At 72.3% G+C, this 19,018-nt stretch carries 18 protein-coding genes; all 18 read right to left on the bottom strand.

Annotation, left to right across the window (positions count from 1 at the left end):
• Positions 1 to 60 precede the first annotated feature (60 nt).
• Positions 61 to 372 carry an integration host factor, actinobacterial type gene (mihF, locus tag QNH85_RS00885; protein ID WP_146832040.1) on the bottom strand — a complete coding sequence of 104 codons (312 nt, stop codon included), beginning with the start codon at positions 370 to 372 and terminating at the stop codon, positions 61 to 63.
• Positions 373 to 663: 291 nt separating this feature from the next.
• Entirely contained in the window at positions 664 to 1,521 is an 858-nt protein-coding gene (pyrF, locus tag QNH85_RS00880) for an orotidine-5'-phosphate decarboxylase (RefSeq protein ID WP_213281707.1), read from the bottom strand.
• Positions 1,518 to 4,877 (bottom strand): carbamoyl-phosphate synthase large subunit, encoded by a 3,360-nt coding sequence (gene carB / locus QNH85_RS00875; RefSeq protein WP_282943943.1) that lies wholly within the window; start codon positions 4,875 to 4,877, stop codon positions 1,518 to 1,520. The genes pyrF and carB overlap by 4 nt, the downstream gene beginning before the upstream one ends.
• Positions 4,877 to 6,106, bottom strand: coding sequence for a glutamine-hydrolyzing carbamoyl-phosphate synthase small subunit (gene carA, locus QNH85_RS00870; RefSeq protein ID WP_282943940.1), 1,230 nt, complete (start codon positions 6,104 to 6,106; stop codon positions 4,877 to 4,879). The genes carB and carA overlap by 1 nt, the downstream gene beginning before the upstream one ends.
• A complete protein-coding gene (locus tag QNH85_RS00865; protein ID WP_282943939.1) occupies positions 6,103 to 6,645 on the bottom strand; it encodes a PH-like domain-containing protein in 543 nt (180 codons plus the stop codon). The genes carA and QNH85_RS00865 overlap by 4 nt, the downstream gene beginning before the upstream one ends.
• Positions 6,645 to 8,009 carry a dihydroorotase gene (locus QNH85_RS00860; RefSeq protein WP_282943937.1) on the bottom strand — a complete coding sequence of 455 codons (1,365 nt, stop codon included), beginning with the start codon at positions 8,007 to 8,009 and terminating at the stop codon, positions 6,645 to 6,647. Before QNH85_RS00860 ends, QNH85_RS00865 begins: the two co-directional genes overlap by 1 nt.
• The gene (locus QNH85_RS00855) at positions 8,006 to 9,043 is read right to left on the bottom strand and encodes an aspartate carbamoyltransferase catalytic subunit (RefSeq protein WP_282943935.1); all 1,038 of its coding nucleotides are present in this window, start codon (positions 9,041 to 9,043) and stop codon (positions 8,006 to 8,008) included. Before QNH85_RS00855 ends, QNH85_RS00860 begins: the two co-directional genes overlap by 4 nt.
• Complete coding sequence (gene pyrR, locus QNH85_RS00850) at positions 9,040 to 9,633, bottom strand: bifunctional pyr operon transcriptional regulator/uracil phosphoribosyltransferase PyrR (protein ID WP_213281701.1); 594 nt, start codon at positions 9,631 to 9,633, stop codon at positions 9,040 to 9,042. The genes QNH85_RS00855 and pyrR overlap by 4 nt, the downstream gene beginning before the upstream one ends.
• A 152-nt stretch (positions 9,634 to 9,785) precedes the next feature.
• On the bottom strand, positions 9,786 to 11,225 hold the full coding sequence (locus tag QNH85_RS00845) for a hypothetical protein (protein ID WP_282943933.1): 1,440 nt from the start codon (positions 11,223 to 11,225) through the stop codon (positions 9,786 to 9,788).
• Positions 11,222 to 12,319, bottom strand: coding sequence for an ATP-binding protein (locus QNH85_RS00840; protein ID WP_282943931.1), 1,098 nt, complete (start codon positions 12,317 to 12,319; stop codon positions 11,222 to 11,224). The genes QNH85_RS00845 and QNH85_RS00840 overlap by 4 nt, the downstream gene beginning before the upstream one ends.
• Positions 12,319 to 13,224: a hypothetical protein gene (locus QNH85_RS00835; RefSeq protein ID WP_282943929.1), complete on the bottom strand. Its 906-nt coding sequence runs from the start codon at positions 13,222 to 13,224 to the stop codon at positions 12,319 to 12,321. Before QNH85_RS00835 ends, QNH85_RS00840 begins: the two co-directional genes overlap by 1 nt.
• Positions 13,221 to 14,435, bottom strand: coding sequence for a DNA cytosine methyltransferase (locus QNH85_RS00830; RefSeq protein WP_282943927.1), 1,215 nt, complete (start codon positions 14,433 to 14,435; stop codon positions 13,221 to 13,223). Before QNH85_RS00830 ends, QNH85_RS00835 begins: the two co-directional genes overlap by 4 nt.
• Positions 14,432 to 15,958, bottom strand: a complete 1,527-nt coding sequence (locus QNH85_RS00825; RefSeq protein ID WP_282943925.1) for a site-specific DNA-methyltransferase — start codon at positions 15,956 to 15,958, stop codon at positions 14,432 to 14,434. The genes QNH85_RS00830 and QNH85_RS00825 overlap by 4 nt, the downstream gene beginning before the upstream one ends.
• 205 nt (positions 15,959 to 16,163) lie before the next feature.
• Positions 16,164 to 16,580, bottom strand: a complete 417-nt coding sequence (gene nusB, locus QNH85_RS00820) for a transcription antitermination factor NusB (RefSeq protein ID WP_213281700.1) — start codon at positions 16,578 to 16,580, stop codon at positions 16,164 to 16,166.
• Position 16,581: 1 nt separating this feature from the next.
• Positions 16,582 to 17,145, bottom strand: a complete 564-nt coding sequence (gene efp, locus QNH85_RS00815; RefSeq protein ID WP_213281699.1) for an elongation factor P — start codon at positions 17,143 to 17,145, stop codon at positions 16,582 to 16,584.
• Positions 17,146 to 17,262: 117 nt separating this feature from the next.
• Positions 17,263 to 17,736, bottom strand: coding sequence for a hypothetical protein (locus QNH85_RS00810; protein WP_282943922.1), 474 nt, complete (start codon positions 17,734 to 17,736; stop codon positions 17,263 to 17,265).
• A gap of 103 nt (positions 17,737 to 17,839) precedes the next feature.
• On the bottom strand, positions 17,840 to 18,292 hold the full coding sequence (locus tag QNH85_RS00805) for a hypothetical protein (RefSeq protein ID WP_282943920.1): 453 nt from the start codon (positions 18,290 to 18,292) through the stop codon (positions 17,840 to 17,842).
• Positions 18,289 to 18,960: a hypothetical protein gene (locus tag QNH85_RS00800; protein ID WP_282943918.1), complete on the bottom strand. Its 672-nt coding sequence runs from the start codon at positions 18,958 to 18,960 to the stop codon at positions 18,289 to 18,291. Before QNH85_RS00800 ends, QNH85_RS00805 begins: the two co-directional genes overlap by 4 nt.
• Positions 18,961 to 19,018: the final 58 nt, after the last annotated feature.

Genomic DNA, 19,018 nt, shown 5'->3' with positions numbered 1-19,018 from the left:
TGCGGTGCTCCTGGAGTTGTGCGACCCCTCGCGGGGCCGGGAACGGGACCGGCGGCCGGTTCACCCGAACCGGTCGACGAGCGCCTTCACCTGGTGCGGGCCGAGGCCGCGCACGCGACGGGTCTCGGAGATCCCGATCTCGGTGATGATCTGGCGCGCCTTGACCTTACCCACTCCGGGCAGGGACTCCAGCAGCGCCAGGACCTTCAGCTTGCCGATGGTCTCGTCCTTCTGGCCCTGCGCGATCACCTCGGACAGCGTGCCCTGGGAGTACTTGAGCCGGTTCTTGACCTCCGCACGTGCCTGGCGGGCGGCGGCGGCCTTCTCGAGGGCCGCGGCGCGCTGCTCGGGGGTGAGAGTCGGAAGTGCCACGTGAGTCACCTTCTCGTCACTGTCAGGAGGCAGGGGCATGAAACGTACGTGATCCTCAGCCCCCGGTGCGACGTCGCACCGGGCCCCGCGGACCCCATCTCCCGAGGATGGCACGGGATGGCCGGTCCGGCACGTCCCCGCAGCGTGTCGCACCGGGCGGCCTTCGCCCGGCGCCCCGGTCGGCCCGGACGCCGGGCGCACCGACTGCGCCCCTCGGCCGGGACCGCGCCCCCTGCTGGAGGCGCAGTCCCGGCCACGGGGCGCGATCGACGCGGGAACCGGGCGGGCGGGTCAGCGCAGGGCCGCGCCCGCCGCGTCCGCCGCCGCGCGAGCGGCGTCCCGGAGCGCCCGGGGGTCCGGGCCCGCCGCCAGCACCCCGCGGGAGCTCGACGCGAGCACCGCCGAGCGGGCCGCGCCGAACACCGCGGCGAGCTCCGCCGGGCCTGCCCCCTGCGCGCCGACGCCCGGCGCCAGGAGCGGGCCCCGGACGGCCGCGAGGTCGACCCCGAGGCGGGCCGCCGCGTCGCCGATGGTGGCCCCGACGACCAGCCCGACGGACCCGAGGTCGCCCCCGGCCCGCGCGAGCTCCGCCGCGTTGGCCTCCGCCGCCTCCCGGGCGACCCGGTCCGCGACCGCCACCCCGTCGGCGTCGCGGGCGTGCTGCACCGCGGGCCCCTCGGGGTTGGAGGTCAGCGCGAGCACGAACAGCCCGCGGCCGGTGGCCAGGGCCGCCTCGACCGCCGGCGCCAGCGAGCCGAACCCCAGGTACGGCGACACCGTGAGTGCGTCCCCGGCCAGGGGCGACCCGTCGCGCAGGTACGCGTCCGCGTAGGCGCCCATGGTCGAGCCGATGTCCCCGCGCTTGGCGTCCACGACGACCAGCGTGCCGGTGTCCCGGCCGGCGGCCACGACCTCCTCCAGCACGGCGACGCCCGCGGACCCGTGCCGCTCGAAGAACGCCGACTGCGGCTTCACCGCGGCGACCCGCCCGCCGACGGCCTCCATGACGGTCAGCGCGAACCGGCGCAGACCCTCGGCGGAGTCGGGCAGCCCCCACGCGTCGAGCAGGGAGACGTGCGGGTCGATGCCGACGCACAGCGGGCCGTGCTCGGCCGTCGCCGCCGCGAGGCGGGCGCCGAACGGCCTCACGCCGTCACCGCCGCCGCGCCGGCCGCCTCCGCACGGGCCTCCGCGACCGCGGCCCGGCGTGCCGCGGTGGCCGCGTCGTGCTCCTGCAGGCTCGCGACCCGGAACGGGCCCGCGGTGACGGCCTCGATGGCCTGCACCGCGGCACCGAGCTGCTGCACCGTGGTCACGATGGCCTTGTCCGCCGCGGTCGTGGCCGCGCGGATCTCGTACCCGTCGGCGCGGGCGCCCTGGCCGGACGGCGTGTTGACGACCATCTCGACCTCGCCGGCGGTGATGAGGTCGACGATCGTCGGCTCCCCCGCCGGGCCGCGGCCCCGCGAGAACTTCCGGACGACGGTCGACGCGATGCCGTTGCGCTTCAGCACCGTCGCGGTGCCCTCGGTCGCGAGGATCTCGAACCCGAGCTCGACCAGGCGCTTGACCGGGAACACGATCGAGCGCTTGTCCCGGTCGGCCACCGAGATGAACGCCTTGCCGGAGGTCGGCAGACCGCCGAAGGCCGCCGACTGGGACTTCGCGAACGCCGTCGGGAAGTCGGTGTCGAAGCCCATGACCTCGCCGGTGGACCGCATCTCCGGGCCGAGCACGGTGTCGACCACCGTGCCGTCGCCGGTGCGGAACCGCTTGAACGGCAGCACGGCCTCCTTCACCGCGATCGGCGCGTCCAGGTCCAGGACGCTCGCGTCGTCGGCGGGCAGGACGCCCTCACGGCGCAGGTCCGCGATCGACCGGCCCGTCATGATGAGCGCGGCCGCCTTGGCCAGCGGCACCCCGGTGGCCTTCGACACGAACGGCACCGTGCGCGACGCCCGCGGGTTCGCCTCCAGGACGTAGAGCACATCGGAGACCAGCGCGAACTGGATGTTGAGCAGCCCGCGCACGCCGACGCCCGACGCGATCGCCTCGGTGGAGGTGCGGATGCGCTGCAGCTCGGCCTCCGACAGCGTCACCGGCGGGAGCACGCACGCGGAGTCGCCGGAGTGGATGCCGGCCTCCTCGATGTGCTCCATGACGCCGCCGAGGAACAGCTCGGTGCCGTCGTACAGCGCGTCGACGTCGATCTCGATGGCGTCGTCCAGGAACCGGTCGATCAGCAGCGGGGGCAGCGAGCCGCCCCGCGCGGTGGCGTCGGCCAGCGCCCGCTCGACGTACTCGGTCAGCTGCTCGTCCGAGTACACGATCTCCATGCCGCGGCCGCCGAGCACGTAGGACGGGCGGACCAGCACCGGGTAGCCGATGCGGGCGGCCGTCTCGCGCGCCACGGGCAGGGTCGTCGCGGTGCCGAACGCCGGCGCGGGCAGCCCCGCGGCGGCCAGCACGGCGCCGAACGCCCCGCGGTCCTCGGCGGCGTCGATGGCCTTCGGGGGCGTGCCCAGGATCGGCAGGCCCGCGTCCTCCAGCCGCTGCGCGAGCGACAGCGGGGTCTGGCCGCCGAGCTGCACGATGATGCCCGCGACCGGTCCGGCGGCCTTCTCGGCCTCGTAGACCTCGAGGACGTCCTCGAACGTCAGCGGCTCGAAGTACAGGCGGTCCGCCGTGTCGTAGTCGGTGGACACCGTCTCGGGGTTGCAGTTGACCATGACGGTCTCGAACTCGCCCTTGAGCGCCAGCGTCGCGTGCACGCAGGAGTAGTCGAACTCGATGCCCTGGCCGATGCGGTTCGGGCCCGAGCCGAGGATCAGCACCGCGGGACGCTCGCGCGGGGCGATCTCCGTCTCCTCGTCGTAGGACGAGTAGTGGTACGGCGTGCGGGCGGCGAACTCGGCGGCGCAGGTGTCGACCGTCTTGTAGACCGGCCGGACGCCCAGGGCGTGCCGCACGCCGCGCACGACGTCCTCGCTGTCCCCGCGCAGGGCTGCGATCTGCGTGTCCGACAGCCCGTGCCGCTTGGCGCGGGCGAGCACGGCGCGGCTCAGCTCCGGCGCGGCGGCGGTCTCGGCGGCCACCTCGTTGATCAGCTGCACCTGGTCGAGGAACCAGGGGTCGATCCCCGTGCGGGCGTACACCTCGTCGACCGTGACGCCGGCGCGGAGCACCTGCTGGACGTCGACCAGGCGGTGCTCGGTCGGCCGCGAGACGGTCCCGACGAGCGCGTCGAGCGCGTCGCCGGTCAGCGGCTCGTCGTCCCAGTGGAACGTCGACCCCTTCCGGTCCAGGGACCGCATGGCCTTGCCGAGCGCCTCGGTGAAGTTGCGCCCGAGGGCCATCGCCTCGCCGACCGACTTCATGGTCGTGGTGAGCGTCGGGTCGGCCGCCGGGAACTTCTCGAACGCGAACCGCGGCACCTTGACCACGACGTAGTCGAGCGTGGGCTCGAAGGAGGCCGGGGTGGAGCCCGTGATGTCGTTCGGGATCTCGTCCAGCGTGTAGCCGACGGCCAGGCGGGCGGCGATCTTCGCGATCGGGAACCCGGTGGCCTTGGACGCCAGCGCGGAGGAGCGGGACACGCGCGGGTTCATCTCGATGACGATGATCCGGCCGGTGTCCGGGTGGATCGCGAACTGGATGTTGCAGCCGCCGGTGTCGACGCCGACCTCGCGGATGACCGCGATGCCGATGTCGCGCAGCCGCTGGAACTCGCGGTCCGTCAGGGTCAGCGCCGGGGCCACGGTGACGGAGTCGCCGGTGTGCACGCCGACCGGGTCGACGTTCTCGATGGAGCAGACGACCACGACGTTGTCGTTCTTGTCGCGCATCAGCTCGAGCTCGTACTCCTTCCAGCCGAGGATCGACTCCTCCAGGAGCACCTCGGTGGTCGGCGAGTAGTGCAGGCCCTGGCCGACGATCCGGCGCAGGTCGGCCTCGTCGTAGGCGATCCCGGAGCCCAGCCCGCCCATCGTGAACGACGGGCGCACGACCACGGGGTAGCCGAGGTCCTGCACGGCGGCCAGCGCGTCGTCGATGGTGTGCACGATCGCGGACCGCGCGGACTCGCCGCCGCAGACCTCGACCACCTGCTTGAACTGCTCGCGGTCCTCGCCCTTCTGGATGGCGGGGATGTTCGCGCCGATCAGCTCGACGCCGTACTGCTCGAGCACGCCGGCCTCGTCCAGCGCGATCGCGGCGTTGAGCGCGGTCTGGCCGCCCAGCGTCGGCAGGATCGCGTCCGGGCGCTCCTTGGCGATGATCGTGGTGAGGACCTCGGTGGTGATCGGCTCGACGTAGGTGGCGTCGGCGAACTCCGGGTCGGTCATGATCGTGGCCGGGTTGGAGTTCACGAGGACGACCCGCAGGCCCTCCTCCTTGAGCACGCGGCACGCCTGGGTGCCGGAGTAGTCGAACTCGGCGGCCTGGCCGATGACGATCGGGCCGGAGCCGATGACGAGGACGCTGTGGATGTCGGTGCGGCGAGGCATCAGGCGCCGGCTCCCTTCGGGGTCGCGGGGTCGGTGGCCTGACCGGCGGCGGCGGCGCCGGCGGCCGGGTCGCGCATCAGGTCGAGGAACCGGTCGAACAGGTAGGCGGCGTCGTGCGGGCCGGCCGCGGCCTCCGGGTGGTACTGGACGGAGAACGCGGGCAGGTCGAGCGCCGCGAGGCCCTCCACCACGTCGTCGTTCAGGTCGACGTGCGAGACCGTGACCCGGCCGTAGCGGCCGCCGTCGTGCGGGGCGACCGACACCTCGTCGAGCGGGGCGTCGACGGCGAAGCCGTGGTTGTGCGCGGTGATCTCCACCCGGCCGGTGGCGCGGTCGAGCACCGGCTGGTTCACGCCGCGGTGCCCGTAGCCGAGCTTGTAGGTCCCGTACCCGAGGGCCCGGCCGAGGATCTGGTTGCCGTAGCAGATGCCGAAGAACGGGATCTTGCGGTCCAGCACCTCGCGGAGCAGCTCGACCTCGTGCGTCGCGGCACCCGGGTCGCCGGGGCCGTTCGAGAAGAACACGCCGTCGGGGGCGGTCGCGAGCACGTCGTCGATGGACGACAGCGCGGGCAGCACGTGCACCTCGATGCCCCGCTCGGCCATCCGCTGCGGGGTCATCGACTTGATGCCGAGGTCCACCGCGGCGACGCGCGCCACGGGCTCGGTGAGCGGCTGCCCGTCCGGGCCGAGCGCCGGGACCACGTACGCGGCGTCGGTCGAGACCTCGCCCGCCAGGTCGGCGCCGGCCATCTGCGGGCGCTCGCGCACCTCGGTGACCAGGTCCTCGGCGGCGCGCGGGCGGCCCGCGGCGTCGAGCAGCGCGTCGCCCGACACGATGGCCGCGCGCATCACGCCGCGCTCACGCAGGTGCCGGGTCAGCGCCCGGGTGTCGACGCCGGAGATGCCGACGACGCCCTGCGCGGCCAGCTCCTCGTCGAGCGTCCGGCGGGACCGCCAGCTCGACGCGCGGCGCGCGGGGTCGCGCACCACGTAGCCGGACACCCAGATGCGGCCCGACTCCGGGTCCTCGTCGTTCACGCCGGTGTTGCCGATGTGCGGCGCCGTCATCACGACGATCTGGCGGTGGTAGCTGGGGTCGGTCAGCGTCTCCTGGTACCCGGTCATGCCGGTGTTGAAGACGATCTCGCCCCAGGTCTGGCCGGTGGCCCCGTAGGACTCGCCGGCGAACGTCCGCCCGTCCTCGAGGACCAGCAGTGCGTCCGTCATCGTGTCTCCTCCGGCCCGCTCGCGGCGGGCGTCGATCCGATCAGTTCCTGGGCGGCCGCGCGCAGCTCGTCCCGCTCGTGCGGGTGCCGCAGGCGCAGGCCCGTGTCGAGGCCGCGGGGGTCGCGCTGCGGGTCGGGCACCCAGGTCAGCACGACCAGGCCCTCCCCGCCGACCACCTTGCCGGCCATGCCGCCGGACGTGCCGACCGCGCGCAGCGCCGCGCGCGGGACGAACACGTCCGGCGCGCCTCGTCGTCGCACGACCACGCCCGCGTCGTGCACCTGCACCTGGGCGACGGACCGCACGCCGAGGCCGTGCGCTCCCACCCGGTCCAGCCAGTCGCCGGCGCGGGTGCTGGAGACGTAGACGCCGTCGAACGCCGCGGTGCGCGCGGCGCCGAGGTCCGCCTCGTCCGGGACCGCCGGCGGGGCGGGGACCGCGCTCGTGCCGCGCTGCAGCCGCCGCCAGCCCTTCACCATGCCGAGCAGCAGGGCGACGCCGAGCACGACGAGGATCGTCACGGAGAGCCAGGGCGGCATCAGGGCGTCACCCGCCCCGCGGCGAACGGCGCGCCGTGCCGGCTGCCGGTCGCGTCGTCCTGCGGCACGCCGTCGAGCACCGTGGCGCGCCCGCGCAGGAACGTCGCGACGACCCGGCCCGGGAGCTCCCGGCCGCGCAGCGGCGAGTTCGCCGAGGCGGTCGCCTGCTGCTCCGGCTCGACCACCCGCCGGGCGGCGGGGTCGACCAGCACGAGGTTGGCGGGCTCCCCCACGGCGACCGGGCGGCCGTGACCCTCGACGCGGCCGATGCGCGCCGGGTTCACCGACAGCACCCGGGCGACGTCCGCCCAGGTCATCCGGCCGGTGTCGACCATCGTCTGCTGCACTACGGACAGCGCGGTCTCCAGGCCGGTCATCCCGAACGCGGCGGCCGCCCACTCGCAGTCCTTGTCCTCGCGGGTGTGCGGGGCGTGGTCGGTCGCGACGATGTCGATCGTCCCGTCCGCGAGCCCCGCGCGGACCGCGTCCACGTCGGCCTGCGTGCGCAGCGGCGGGTTCACCTTGAACACCGGGTCGTAGCCGCGCGCCTCCTCGTCGGTGAGGACCAGGTGGTGCGGCGTCACCTCGGCGGTCACGTCGATGCCGCGGGACTTGGCCCAGCGGATGATCGCCACCGACCCGGCGGTCGACAGGTGGCAGACGTGCAGCCGCGACCCGACGTGCTCGGCCAGCAGGACGTCGCGGGCGATGACCGCCTCCTCCGCCACTGCCGGCCAGCCGGCCAGGCCGATCTCCGCGGACACCACGCCCTCGTGCATCTGGGCGCCCTCGGTGAGCCGCGGCTCCTGGGCGTGCTGCGCGACGACCCCGTCGAACGCCTTCACGTACTCCAGCGCGCGGCGCATCAGCACGGGGTCGTGCACGCACTTCCCGTCGTCGGAGAACACCCGGACGCGGGCGGCCGAGTCCGCCATGGCGCCCAGCTCGGCCAGGTGCTCCCCCGCCAGCCCGACGCTCACCGCGCCGACCGGGTGCACGTCGACCCACCCGGCCTCGCGGCCGAGCCGCCACACCTGCTCCACCACGCCCGCCGTGTCCTGCGTCGGGGTGGTGTTCGCCATCGCGTGCACCGCGGTGAACCCGCCGACCGCCGCGGCGCGCGTGCCGGACGCGATGGTCTCGGCGTCCTCCCGCCCGGGCTCGCGCAGGTGGGTGTGCAGGTCGACCAGGCCGGGCAGCAGCACCATGCCGGTCGCGTCGATCACGTGCAGGTCGTCGGGAGCGTTCTCGCTCGCGTCCCCCGCCTCCGCGCCGATCGCCGCGACCAGGCCGCCGGCGATCAGCACGTCCGTGCGCTCGCCACCGAGCGGGGCCACGTCCTTGAGCAGGTACTGCGTGGTCATCGTGCGCTCACCTCGGTGGCCGTGCGGGTCTGGATCGTGGGTACCGCGCCGGTGGCGGGCGCCGCGCCGGTGTCGCCGTCGCCCGCGAGCAGCAGGTACAGCACGGCCATCCGCACCGCCACGCCGTTCGCGACCTGCTCGACGATGACCGCGCGCGGGGAGTCGGCCGCGTCCGCCGAGATCTCCAGCCCGCGGTTCATCGGGCCGGGGTGCAGCACGATCGCGTGGTCCGGCAGGGTCGCGAGACGGCGCGCGTCGAGGCCGTACAGCCGCGTGTACTCCAGCGGGCTCGGGAAGAACCCGCCGCCCGCCGTCGACATCCGCTCGCGCTGCACGCGGAGCATCATCACCGCGTCCGGGCCCTGGGCGAGCACGTCGTCCAGCCGGTAGGACACCTCCGCCGGCCACGGGCCCACGCCGACGGGCAGCAGCGTCGGCGGCGCGACCAGGGTCACCCGGGCGCCGAGCGTGTGCAGCAGGTCGACGTTCGACCGGGCGACGCGGCTGTGCAGGACGTCCCCGACCACCGCGACGTGCAGCCCGGCGAGGTCGTTGCCGACGCCGTCCGGGTTGGCCGCGTCGCCCGTGAGGTGCCGGCGGATGGTGAACGCGTCCAGGAGCGCCTGCGTGGGGTGCTGGTGCATCCCGTCGCCGGCGTTGACCACCGCGGCCTCGGTCCAGCCGGCGTGCGCGAGGGTGTGCGGCGCGCCCGACGCCTGGTGCCGGATCACGATCGCGTCCGCGCCCATCGCCTGCAGGGTCAGCGCGGTGTCCTTGAGCGACTCGCCCTTGGACACGCTCGACCCCTTGGCCGAGAAGTTGATGACGTCCGCGCTCAGCCGCTTGGCGGCCGTCTCGAACGAGATGCGCGTGCGGGTGGAGTCCTCGAAGAACAGGTTCACCACCGTGCGGCCGCGCAGCGTCGGGAGCTTCTTGATCTGCCGGCCCTGCGTCGCGGCCATCTGGGCGGCCGTGTCCAGCACGCGGATCGCCGCCGCGCGGTCCAGGTCCGTCGTCGAGAGCAGGTGCCTCATCGCGCACCCCCCTCGATCAGCACGGCGGTGCGGCCGTCGGTCTCGGCCATGAGCACGCGGACGCGCTCGACCGTCGACGTCGGCAGGTTCTTCCCGACGAAGTCCGCCCGGATCGGCAGCTCCCGGTGGCCGCGGTCGACCAGCGCCGCGAGCTGCACCGCGCGCGGGCGGCCCAGGTCGTTCAGGGCGTCCAGCGCCGCGCGGATCGTGCGGCCGGAGTAGAGCACGTCGTCGACCAGCACCACGACCTTGCCGTCGATGCCGCCGGCGGGGACGCTCGTCGCCCCGATCGTGCGGGTGGGGTGCTGCGCCAGGTCGTCGCGGTACATCGTGACGTCGAGGCTGCCGACGATCTGCTCGGCGACCAGGCCGGGCTCGACGGCCGCCAGCCGCTCGGCCAGCCGGTGCGCCAGCGGGACGCCGCGGGTCGGGATGCCGAGGACGACGAGGTCGTCGCCGCCCTTGTTGCGCTCGAGGATCTCGTGGGCGATGCGCGTCAGCGCGCGGGCCACGTCCTGCTCGCCGAGCACGACGGTCGCGGTGGTGCCCGCGACGCTGTCGTCGCCGGGCACGGGGGTACCGGAGGTCATCCGGGCCGCTCCTTCCCCGCCTCACTGGACGGTGTTAAAGGAATGCCTGTCCCGGGCACCTTACACACCGCGCCCGGCCGGGGCCCGCGCTGTCCACGCCGCCGGCGGTGCTACCCCGCGCCACCTCGGTGGGCCACCGTCAGAGCTTGCGATTAGATGGCGTCGGGCTCGGCGGCCGCACGGTCCTCCACCCGCGACAGCGCGGTCACGAGCTCAGACATCCGCTCGTCAAGCTGGTCAGAACCTACCGAGGGCGCGGCGCTCACCACCCGCACCCGCCCTGAGGCGTGCACTGCGCTGGGACCACCACGCGGCGCGAGCAGGGTCACCGAGTGCAGGAGTACCTCCGGCGCGATCTCCCCGGACCGCACGGCCCGGACGCCCCAGAGGTACTTTGAAGCCTGCGCAGTCACGTCGTCCTGCTTCATCGGCGCCGCCCGCTTCTTCGGATCGAGTATCGCGTACCGGGCATTCGCACCTCGGCCGACGGTGAGCAGGATGTCGGGACGCAGCTCTCCGACGATCGCCGTCAGCGCGGTGCCGGACACATCGACCTCAAGCGGCCACGCCGGCACAGTCGTCTGGTAGCGAACTTCCACGTCGACGCCGGCCGCGACCCAGCGCCAGGACAGGAGGCCGCCCGTCGGTGCTGTCGGCACGCCCCACGTTGACGATAGGCCCGCCACGACGCGCTGCAGCGCCCAGACCTCGTACAGCTCCCAAACTTCAGACAAGGGAGCTCTCTGGTCGCCCACACCCAACACTTCGAGTTCGGACAGCGCGGCCTGGAGCGCCCTGTACGCGCCGCGGAAGGACTGCGGCCACGAGGCTGCCGGGCCGTCGAGGACCGTGCGGGTCGGGCGCGCGCGTTCAGCGACTCGGTCGAACAACCGTGCGACCTCCCTACGGACATCCTGGTCTCCGACGCGGAGCGGGGCTTGACGAATCCGCCGGGCAACCAGCCCAGAGACGACCGACAACGAGCGGAGGGTGTGATCCTCGACGCCCCCCACCGATCGCGCCGACAAGCGCGGCACCGTTCGGTCCCCGTGCTGCTCGAATATGCGCGAGTGCCGCTCAGTCACCCGCACGCGAAGCCGCCCACCCGCGCGCGCGACCGGCAGCCACGTGAGCTGCGTCGTGTCTCGTCGAGGCCACGCTTGGAGCAGTCGATTGGCCTCGCCGATCGCCCGTGCGAGAGCGACGAGATCGATCCCGTCCGATCGCGTGAGCCGGATCCGCGACCAGGCTGCGTTCGCGCCGCGGGCGACCCGACGAGGAATGTCGAGCTCGTTGCGTGCGGCCCACATCACGGCGATATCTGACCGGCTGAACGGCGACGGAGGTGGGACATCGAGGACCGCGACGCCTGGCCCCGACGGCCCCAGGTACGGGATCGACAGGATACCCACGCACTCGCGGAACGCGTCGGTGCTCTCGACCAGCCGGATGACGGCTTGAGCGCGGTCGTTCTGCACCGACACCGCGTCCGGCACGGCGAGCTCGAACGGGGCGCCAGGAACGTGGACCCGCGCGACGACGCGGCCCGCGCGCTCGTAACGCACCTCGACGCCGCTGGCGTCGCGTCTCACGACAAACTCGCCCAGAAGTCCGGCGTGACCCCGAACAAGTTGTCCGCACCGTTCAACAGCTTGTCGAGCCGGCCACGAAGGAGGCCATCCTCGGTCGCGCTGGCAGCAAGGGGCGCGGCGGCTCGTCCAAACTGCTCGGCGGTGAGGCCCGGGAGCACGAAATGCAGCAGCGCGTTTTCCGCCGACTCCGCCTCGGAGTAGCCCAGCAGGTGACCGTCTCTCGCGGCCCCCGACGACAGGGCCCTGTGCCACTCCATGTAGGACCGCGCACGAAGGACATCGCGCGGGCTCACTACGTTCATGCCGCTACCCGCATGCTCCGCGAGCAACTCCACGAGCGGGCGGAGTGCCTCAGTGACCCACCGGAGGTCCCGGCCACCGGCGACCCTCGCGGCGTCGATGCCGGCACGCGGGTCCCCGAGCAGGATCCCTCCACTCTCCCGGTGCTGTGGCGCACCCGCCAGATCGTCCGCGTCCTGTGCCGCCTGAAGCAGGAGCTCTACCCCTGGCGGCTCCAGCAGCACAACGCACGCGCGACCGCTCACCTTCGGCGCGGGGGCGGGCGCGGTGCTGTCGATGTTCACCGTCGCGAAGAATCGCGGCCATCCCCCGATCTCGATCCGTCCGAACCCGGAGGGACTAGTCGAACTGTCGACGGCGAAGCTCTCGAAAGCGAGGCCACTCGCCGCCGTGACGAGCGGCCCGAGATACGACTCGAGAGGACTGAGGTTCGCCTCCTCGAGGATCAACACAGGCGCGGCCTCCGAGTTCTGTCGAGACAGCCGCTCCAACGCGGCGTGACCAGCGCCAGGGAGGAACTCTCGGGCAAAGACGCTGTACTGCCCGACCAAGTCCTCGACGGATGCCCACCCGGGGCGTACGTCGATCACACTCGAGGGGGAGGCGAAAAAATCTGCCAGGACCCGCGCGGCCGTAGATTTCCCGGTCCCGCTCGGACCAGCGAACACGACGAACTGCGAACCGAGCGCGCTGGCGAGCAGGTCGACCTGCGTGAGCGGGTCGTAGACCAGCCCGCGGTCGTCGAGGAAATCAGCAAAGGCTCGCGGCAGCCCCGCAAAGGCGTCGTCGTTCATCAGTCCTCGGTCGTGAGCAGGGAGATACCTGATCCCAGCAGCCGGTTGATCCGACCGTGGTCGAGACGGATCGATCGTCCGGCGGCGTGGCACCACGCGACGACGAGCGACAGGTCCTGGGCCCGTGGCAGCGGGTGGGCCCCGCCACCGGTCGCGCGCTCAACGAGCGACTCCATCGCCCCAGGCAGCAGAGCCACGTCCCTTCCACCCTCTGCCCTCACCGGAGCGATGAGTCGGGGCTTCGTCGCCTGTCGGTCGACTCCGCTCCCCATGGACCCGCACCTCTTGTTGCTCAACTCGCAGACCGAGTCGCCCCCGTCAAGCCGGACGCGGTGTTCGCACCGGGACCGGTCGGTCGCGTACACCGTCCCGGCATCGCCGCGACGCACGGCGCTGGACAGCGAGAGACTGCAGTAGATGCCGTTCTGCGCATTCATCGTGTTGATCGGGTTGTATTCGAGCATCGGCGTCGATGTCGCGGGCGGCACGCCGCTGCTGTTCCAGATCCAGGCGGGCGAATCGAAATCGAGTTTCACTGAGTTCTTGGTCACCGGATCGACCAAGGTGAGCGGAGCCCTCTTAGCGTCGTAGAAGACGTCGAGCAAGAGGCGATGCGCGCCCGGCAAGGGCGCCTCGTCCGTGCAGACAAGCCGCCCGCGCTCCCCACCGAACAGCTCGTTCATCGCACCCACGAACTCTGCCTTGCCAAGTGGCAGGCCTGTGCGGGGAGCGGGGTCCTCCCATCGCACCCATCGAACCGCGGCACGCGCCTTCAGCAACACGGCGAGAACGACCGCGGACTGGTACAGACGCGGTTCGGGCAGACCTGCGACACGCTCCCGGATACCGCGTACCGCATCGCGCAGATCCGTTGGGGTCGCGTCGTAGATGATTGTCGTCGTCACGCGGTGACCCTCTCGTCCAGCTCCGCTGTGACCTTACCGAACACATGTTCGGGCGGAATGAGCCCTTGGGCCCATCGCGCATAGCGCGATGTCGCAGGTCGGGCCTCGACCGGTACGTCGAGGCCGCTCGACTCGTCGACCGCAAGGTCGGCAATCGCGTCGCGGACCGTGAACGGGCCCGGCTCGTCGAGGAGCGGGCCCGGCTGCTCGCCGAGGAAGCTGGGCGTGAGAACTGCGCGAGTCGGGGCCGGCCAGGCGATCCTGGACGACACCCTACTCGCCCGCAGCACCAAACGTCGTCTGAGCTGCGGGACGCCATACGCCTCGGTGTGGAGGATCCGAGCCTCAACGTGGTAGCCCAGGACCGCAAGGCGCTCGATGAGTTCGTCGAGGAACGGGCGCCCACGCCACTTCAGCGCGACGACGTTCTCGAAGAGAACCTCGCGGGGTCGGAGCAGCTCGACCGCCCGCAGGTACCGGAGCACCAGCTCGTTTCGGGGATCATCAACCCGGCACGGCCCAGCGGTCGAAAATCCTTGGCATGGCGGGCCACCCGCGAGGAGTCCGAGCGACTTCCCCTCCAAGCGCTCCACCGTGCTTGCGACGAGCGCCTCCAGCTCGTCCTCGCGCGAGAGGTCGCGAAGCTGCACGTCGTGGTCAGGCCCAGCCGCGCTTGCGATCGTCCGCACGGCGTCCGGGTTGTTGTCGGCGCTGACGAGCACCGTGTGCCCAGCCATCTCAAGCCCCAGGCCCACGCCCCCAGCGCCGGCGAACAGGTCCACGACGGTGGTAGCGCTGATCGTCGAACCAAGCTGGTACGCGAGAGGCGGCGGCACGGCGTTGCCCACCTGCATACAACGCTGCCGCATGCTGCCCTGGAACCGGACTCGGTCCGGGAAGCCCTGGAGCCTCGCCGCCTCTCGCACGGTGATCAGCCGGTCAAGCTCCGGGTGAATGAACGTGCCGTTCCCCGGCCGCGTGAGGTAGGTCGAGATCGTGTACGACGGGCGGTCCCACGACAAGCGGCCGTAGTACGTGCTGCGGCTGCCCTCGCCGCGGGCAGCGCTTTCCCGGATCTGGCGGACCCGCGCCGACGGAAAGTCCTCGGGAAGGTCGCGCCAGTTCCCACCTGCCGGGACGCTCTGTACGACCACCCGGTCGAGGTCGCTGAGCTTGCCGGAGACATGGTCGTGGACCTTGTGCGTTCTCACTCGCTCATTCTCAAGTCGATGTCCGCCCTCCCGGAGCTGGACACGCCGCTACCGACGAGCGCCTCTACCGGGACGCGGCTCACCTCGTGCTTCGAGACGGCCAGCGCGCGGGTGATCTCGACACTTCCAGGACCGTCAACTACAAAGCTCACCGGCCTGGCGGCGTGGTCGCTCGGCGTCAGCCAGGTCGTGGTCGGTCGAGACAAGGGCACGTAGCCCGCAGCGCCTGCACCCCATCGCCGCACGCCCACCGCGACCTCGGCGTGATCCGTCGATCGGTCGATCTCGGTCGCGAGCAACGCGGTTGCCCAGCCCGCGTAGCCACGCGGGTCCGCATCTCGCAGCGCCGTCGCGGCATGCACGGAACTGGGCATCCCCGTCAACTTGATGGCCGCGCCGCGGACATCCTTGCGCGTGCGGGCGAGGGCGAGCGAGGCCGCGTACAGGCTCTTGTCGATAACGATCCACGAACGTCCCGCGCGCTCGGCAGCCACGGCGGTCGTGCCCGTACCTGCGAACGGGTCGAGCACAACGTCGCCAGGATTGCTGCTGGATCGGATGATGCGCTCGAGCAGCGCAATCGGCTTCTGGGTGTCGTAGCCCACCCGCTCGGACGCGTGAGCAGACAGGGGAGCGATATCAGTCCACACGTCCTGGAGGCGAACGCCCGGAGCATCGTCCACATAGCGCTTCAGCCGAGGGACGCCGTTCTTGGAGTAGATGAGCCGACCCTCGGACTCAAGCCGCTTCATCTCGGCTTCGGTCCACGCCCAGTGCCGCCCTGACGGGGGGAACTTTCCCCTCCACGGGTAGTGGGCAAGCGTGCCCTGGCGGTCGCCCGGCCCTGTGCAGGTGATTGCCTGGTAACGACCGCGCTCGTCCTGCCCTCGGAAGTACTCGCTCACGTAACGCTCGTCATAGGGCGTGTACTGCTGATTCCACACATACGACTTCCCGCGCGAGTAGAACAGGATCGAGTCATGCACTGGACCGAACCGGCGGGCACCGGAGTGCGCGTGGGTGCGACGCCATGCGATCTCGTTCCGGAAGTTCTCGGGACCGAAAACAGCGTCGAGGACGACCTTCAAGTAGTGGCTCGCCGTCGGGTCCACGTGAACGTAGAGGCTTCCGCGTTCGTGCAGCACCCGGTGCGCCTCGCCGATTCGCGACGCCATCGCGACGAGGTAGGAAGCGATCGGAGTCGGTCCCAACTGCGCAACCAGCGCCCGGACCATAGCGACGCCTCGCCCTAGGTGCTGCCCGAGGTCGCGCGCAGCCCGCTCCGTCGCTGGCCCCCATACCCACGTGTCGTCGAACGCAGCCTCACTGACCGCCGCGCGCGTCGCGCGGGCCTGGAAGATTCGGCCCGTGTTGAACGGCGGATCCATGTAGACGAGGCCGATCGAGCCCGTGGGAAGCCTCCCCAGCAGATCGAGGTTGTCACCGACCGAGATCTCACGCGTCGGCGTCTCGGTGCCGACGACGGGGCGCGCGTCCGTCCTACCGACGGGGGTTGAGGTCATGGCCGCAGGCTACTGGAGCGCACTGACAGGATTGGGAATCGGAACTCGCGAGACGCATCACAGCCGCGCTGGCTCCCGCGCGGGCAAGCGCGGGTGTGATGCGAGACGCGCGTCGGCCACCCTCCTACGTGCGCGCGATCCGGGCAGGCAAAAGCCCCCGACCGCCTGGAAGAGAGCGGTCGGGGGCGGTCGTGCTCGAGGGGCGTCAGGCCAGCAGGGTCGGCTTGAGGTCGACCAGGCGGCCCAGGAGGCCGTTCACGAAGCCCGGGCTCTCGTCCGTCGACAGGCTGCGCGCGAGCTCGACGGCCTCGTCCACGGCGACCGCGTCGGGCACGTCGTCGTTGAACAGGATCTCCCAGGCGCCGATCCGCAGGAGCTCCCGGTCGACGGCCGGCATGCGCTCGATCGTCCAGCCGTGCGAGTGCGTGGCGATGACCTCGTCGATCCGCGCCCGCTGCGCCTGCACGCCCTCGACCAGCTCGACCGAGTACTGCGGCAGCGCCGCCTCGGTGCCGGGCTGGGCGATCCGGTCCGCGAGCAGGGTCAGCGGGTCGAGCCGGCGCTGCTCCGCCTCGAAGAGGACGTCGAGGGCCCGCTTGCGGGCCTTGGTGCGTGCACCCACGTCAGTCGTTCACGCGACCCAGGTAGCTGCCGTCACGGGTGTCGACCTTGACCTTGGTGTCCGACTCCAGGAACAGCGGGACCTGGATCTGGTAGCCGGTCTCCAGCGTCGCGGGCTTCGTGCCGGCCGAGGAGCGGTCGCCCTGCAGGCCCGGCTCGGTGTACGTGACCATGAGCGTGACCGACGGCGGCAGCTCGACGTAGAGCGGCACGCCCTCGTTGGTCGCGACCATCGCGTTCGTGCTCTCGAGCATGAAGTTCGCGGCGTCGCCCACGGTCGCCGCCGGGACGGTGATCTGGTCGTAGGTGTCCGTGTCCATGAACACGAAGTCGTCGCCGTCCTTGTACAGGTACTGCATGTCGCGCTTGTCGACGTTCGCGGTCTCGATCTTCAGGCCGGCGTTGAACGTGCGGTCGACGACCTTGCCCGACAGCACGTTCTTGAGCTTGGTCCGGACGAACGCACCGCCCTTGCCGGGCTTCACGTGCTGGAACTCGATGACCGTCCAGAGCTGGCCGTCGATCTTCAGCACGGTGCCGTTCTTCAGGTCGTTCGTCGTCGCCACGTGTCGCTGCTTCCTGTCCTGGGGTGCGTCGGTCGGCCGCCACGGGCGTCCGCGAGGCGGGACGGGGCTGGGCCGCCGACCATCGTACCGTGCAGTCGCGCACGACCGCTGCGCGCCCTACCCGAGGCACAGCAGCATGAAGAAGATGAAGCTGGCAGCCGCCAGCAGCCCGGCGACGGCGAGGTCGCTTGTGCGGGGCTGGGACCACTGCCGATACCGCCACTCGCCGGGTCGTCCCGCCCGGTCCCACTCGTGGAAGTCGAGACTCGTCCCGTGCTGCCGCACGATCAGCGCCAGGTCGAACGCCACGAAGCACGATCCCGTGGACACCAGCACCGCACCAAGCCACCGCAGCCCGTCGACCTCGACGACCATGCCCCCGACATAGAGCACCAGCCCGGGTACTGCCATCGCGACGAAGTCGAGGAGGCATGCCGCCTGGAGCATCTTGCGGTGAGCCAGGCGGCGCTCCGGGGCCGGCCGCTCGCCCCAGCTCTGCTCCACGAACGACGCCGCTTGCAGCCACGCCACCCGCAGTCGGCCGTCTGCTCCGCGCGGGCGGGAGCCGCCGACGTGGACGGGCGTCAGCACGGCTGTGAGAAAACTCCGCGTCCACGCCGAGGGTGGCGCGACGGTCATCTGACGACCCGTCGCGCACGTCCCCGTGACGAGCACGACGTCGCAGGCGTGTGCCTCACCGCGTCAGCAGCCAGCGGCCCAGCACGCCGAGCCCCGCCGCCCACACCAGGGACGCCAGCGTCCCGATGACGAACCGCTCGGACACGGCCGGGTCGTCGCCGGTGCGCAGCTCCGGGTAGCGGCCGAGGCCCTTGATCGCCACGACGACCGCGACGCCGCCGGGCTCGCCGGCGAGCAGCGTGCCGGTGACGGCGAGCCGCTCCAGGACGCCGATCCAGGTGCCGCCGCGCAGCTTCGCCCGGGCGCGGTCGCCGTCGGGCCCGTCGTCGGCGCGGGCGGGCTGGTCGTCCGCGGCGCGCGGGCGGCGACGCGACCCCCGCGGGGCCCGCCTGCGACCACCGCCCGTCCGGTCGGCCAGCACCAGTACGCCGGCGGCGGCGACCCACCCGAGCCCCGCGCTGACCGCCAGCGCGGCCACGACGACGACGGCGCCCCACAGCGGTGTCACGCGTCCTCCTCGGTCCGGCCCGGGTGCCCATCGTCATCGGTCCCGGCGGCGAGCCGGAGCAGGCGCGCCGCGGCCGGCCGGGCGGCGACCTCCTCGAACCACAGGGCGGTGCGCAGCCGCTCGCTCACGGCCTGCTGGCTGATGCCGAGCGCCGCGGCGACGTCCTCCTGGCGCGGGGCCGCTCCCCCGGGCTCCGCGCTCATCCGGTCGGCCACGGACCAGCCGGCGGCGGTCCGGCGGGCGACGACCGCGCCGAGCAGGGTGAGCACCGCCTCCGCCTCGGCCGCCACGTCCGCCCGCGCGCCGCGCACGGCCACCGGGACGGTGCGCGCGCGGGACTTCGCCGCGTCGACGGCCTCGCGGGCGTGGATGAACGCGGCGCCGGACGCCTCGCGCGACGACGCCGGGAGCGGCCGGTCGACGGGGCCCGCGCCGATGCCGACGCTCCAGCCGCCGGCCCGGACCAGGTGCAGCGTGAGGGCGACGACCAGGCCGGGGTCGGCGAGCACGCCCTGGACCTCGTCGCCGACCGTGCGCTCGAACGGCAGGACGACCGCGTCCCGCGCGGCGCGGGTCAGCGGGGAGTCAGCGGCGAGGCCCGCGAGCAGGTCGGACACCCGGTCGCCGACGGTCCGGCTGCCCTCTTGGTCGATCGTCAGCACCCACATGCGGACAAGGCTAGAGCCTTGTACGTGCGCTTACAAGGCGTGGACCTTGTACGACGCG

The sequence above is a fragment of the Cellulomonas endometrii genome (assembly GCF_949769265.1).
GTDB classification, from domain to species: Bacteria; Actinomycetota; Actinomycetes; order Actinomycetales; family Cellulomonadaceae; genus Cellulomonas; species Cellulomonas endometrii.
This window is presented reverse-complemented; position numbering and strand designations above follow the sequence as displayed.

Excerpts from the sequence above, each read along its gene's own strand:
- QNH85_RS00800 (WP_282943918.1), bottom strand. The coding sequence starts at position 18,960 with ATGTGGGTGCTGACGATCGACCAAGAGGGCAGCCGGACCGTCGGCGAC.
- QNH85_RS00865 (WP_282943939.1), bottom strand. The coding sequence starts at position 6,645 with ATGCCGCCCTGGCTCTCCGTGACGATCCTCGTCGTGCTCGGCGTCGCC.
- QNH85_RS00855 (WP_282943935.1), bottom strand. The coding sequence starts at position 9,043 with ATGAGGCACCTGCTCTCGACGACGGACCTGGACCGCGCGGCGGCGATC.
- QNH85_RS00825 (WP_282943925.1), bottom strand. The coding sequence starts at position 15,958 with ATGACCTCAACCCCCGTCGGTAGGACGGACGCGCGCCCCGTCGTCGGC.
- QNH85_RS00860 (WP_282943937.1), bottom strand. The coding sequence starts at position 8,009 with ATGACCACGCAGTACCTGCTCAAGGACGTGGCCCCGCTCGGTGGCGAG.
- carB (WP_282943943.1), bottom strand. The coding sequence starts at position 4,877 with ATGCCTCGCCGCACCGACATCCACAGCGTCCTCGTCATCGGCTCCGGC.
- carA (WP_282943940.1), bottom strand. The coding sequence starts at position 6,106 with ATGACGGACGCACTGCTGGTCCTCGAGGACGGGCGGACGTTCGCCGGC.
- pyrR (WP_213281701.1), bottom strand. The coding sequence starts at position 9,633 with ATGACCTCCGGTACCCCCGTGCCCGGCGACGACAGCGTCGCGGGCACC.
- QNH85_RS00840 (WP_282943931.1), bottom strand. The coding sequence starts at position 12,319 with ATGAACGACGACGCCTTTGCGGGGCTGCCGCGAGCCTTTGCTGATTTC.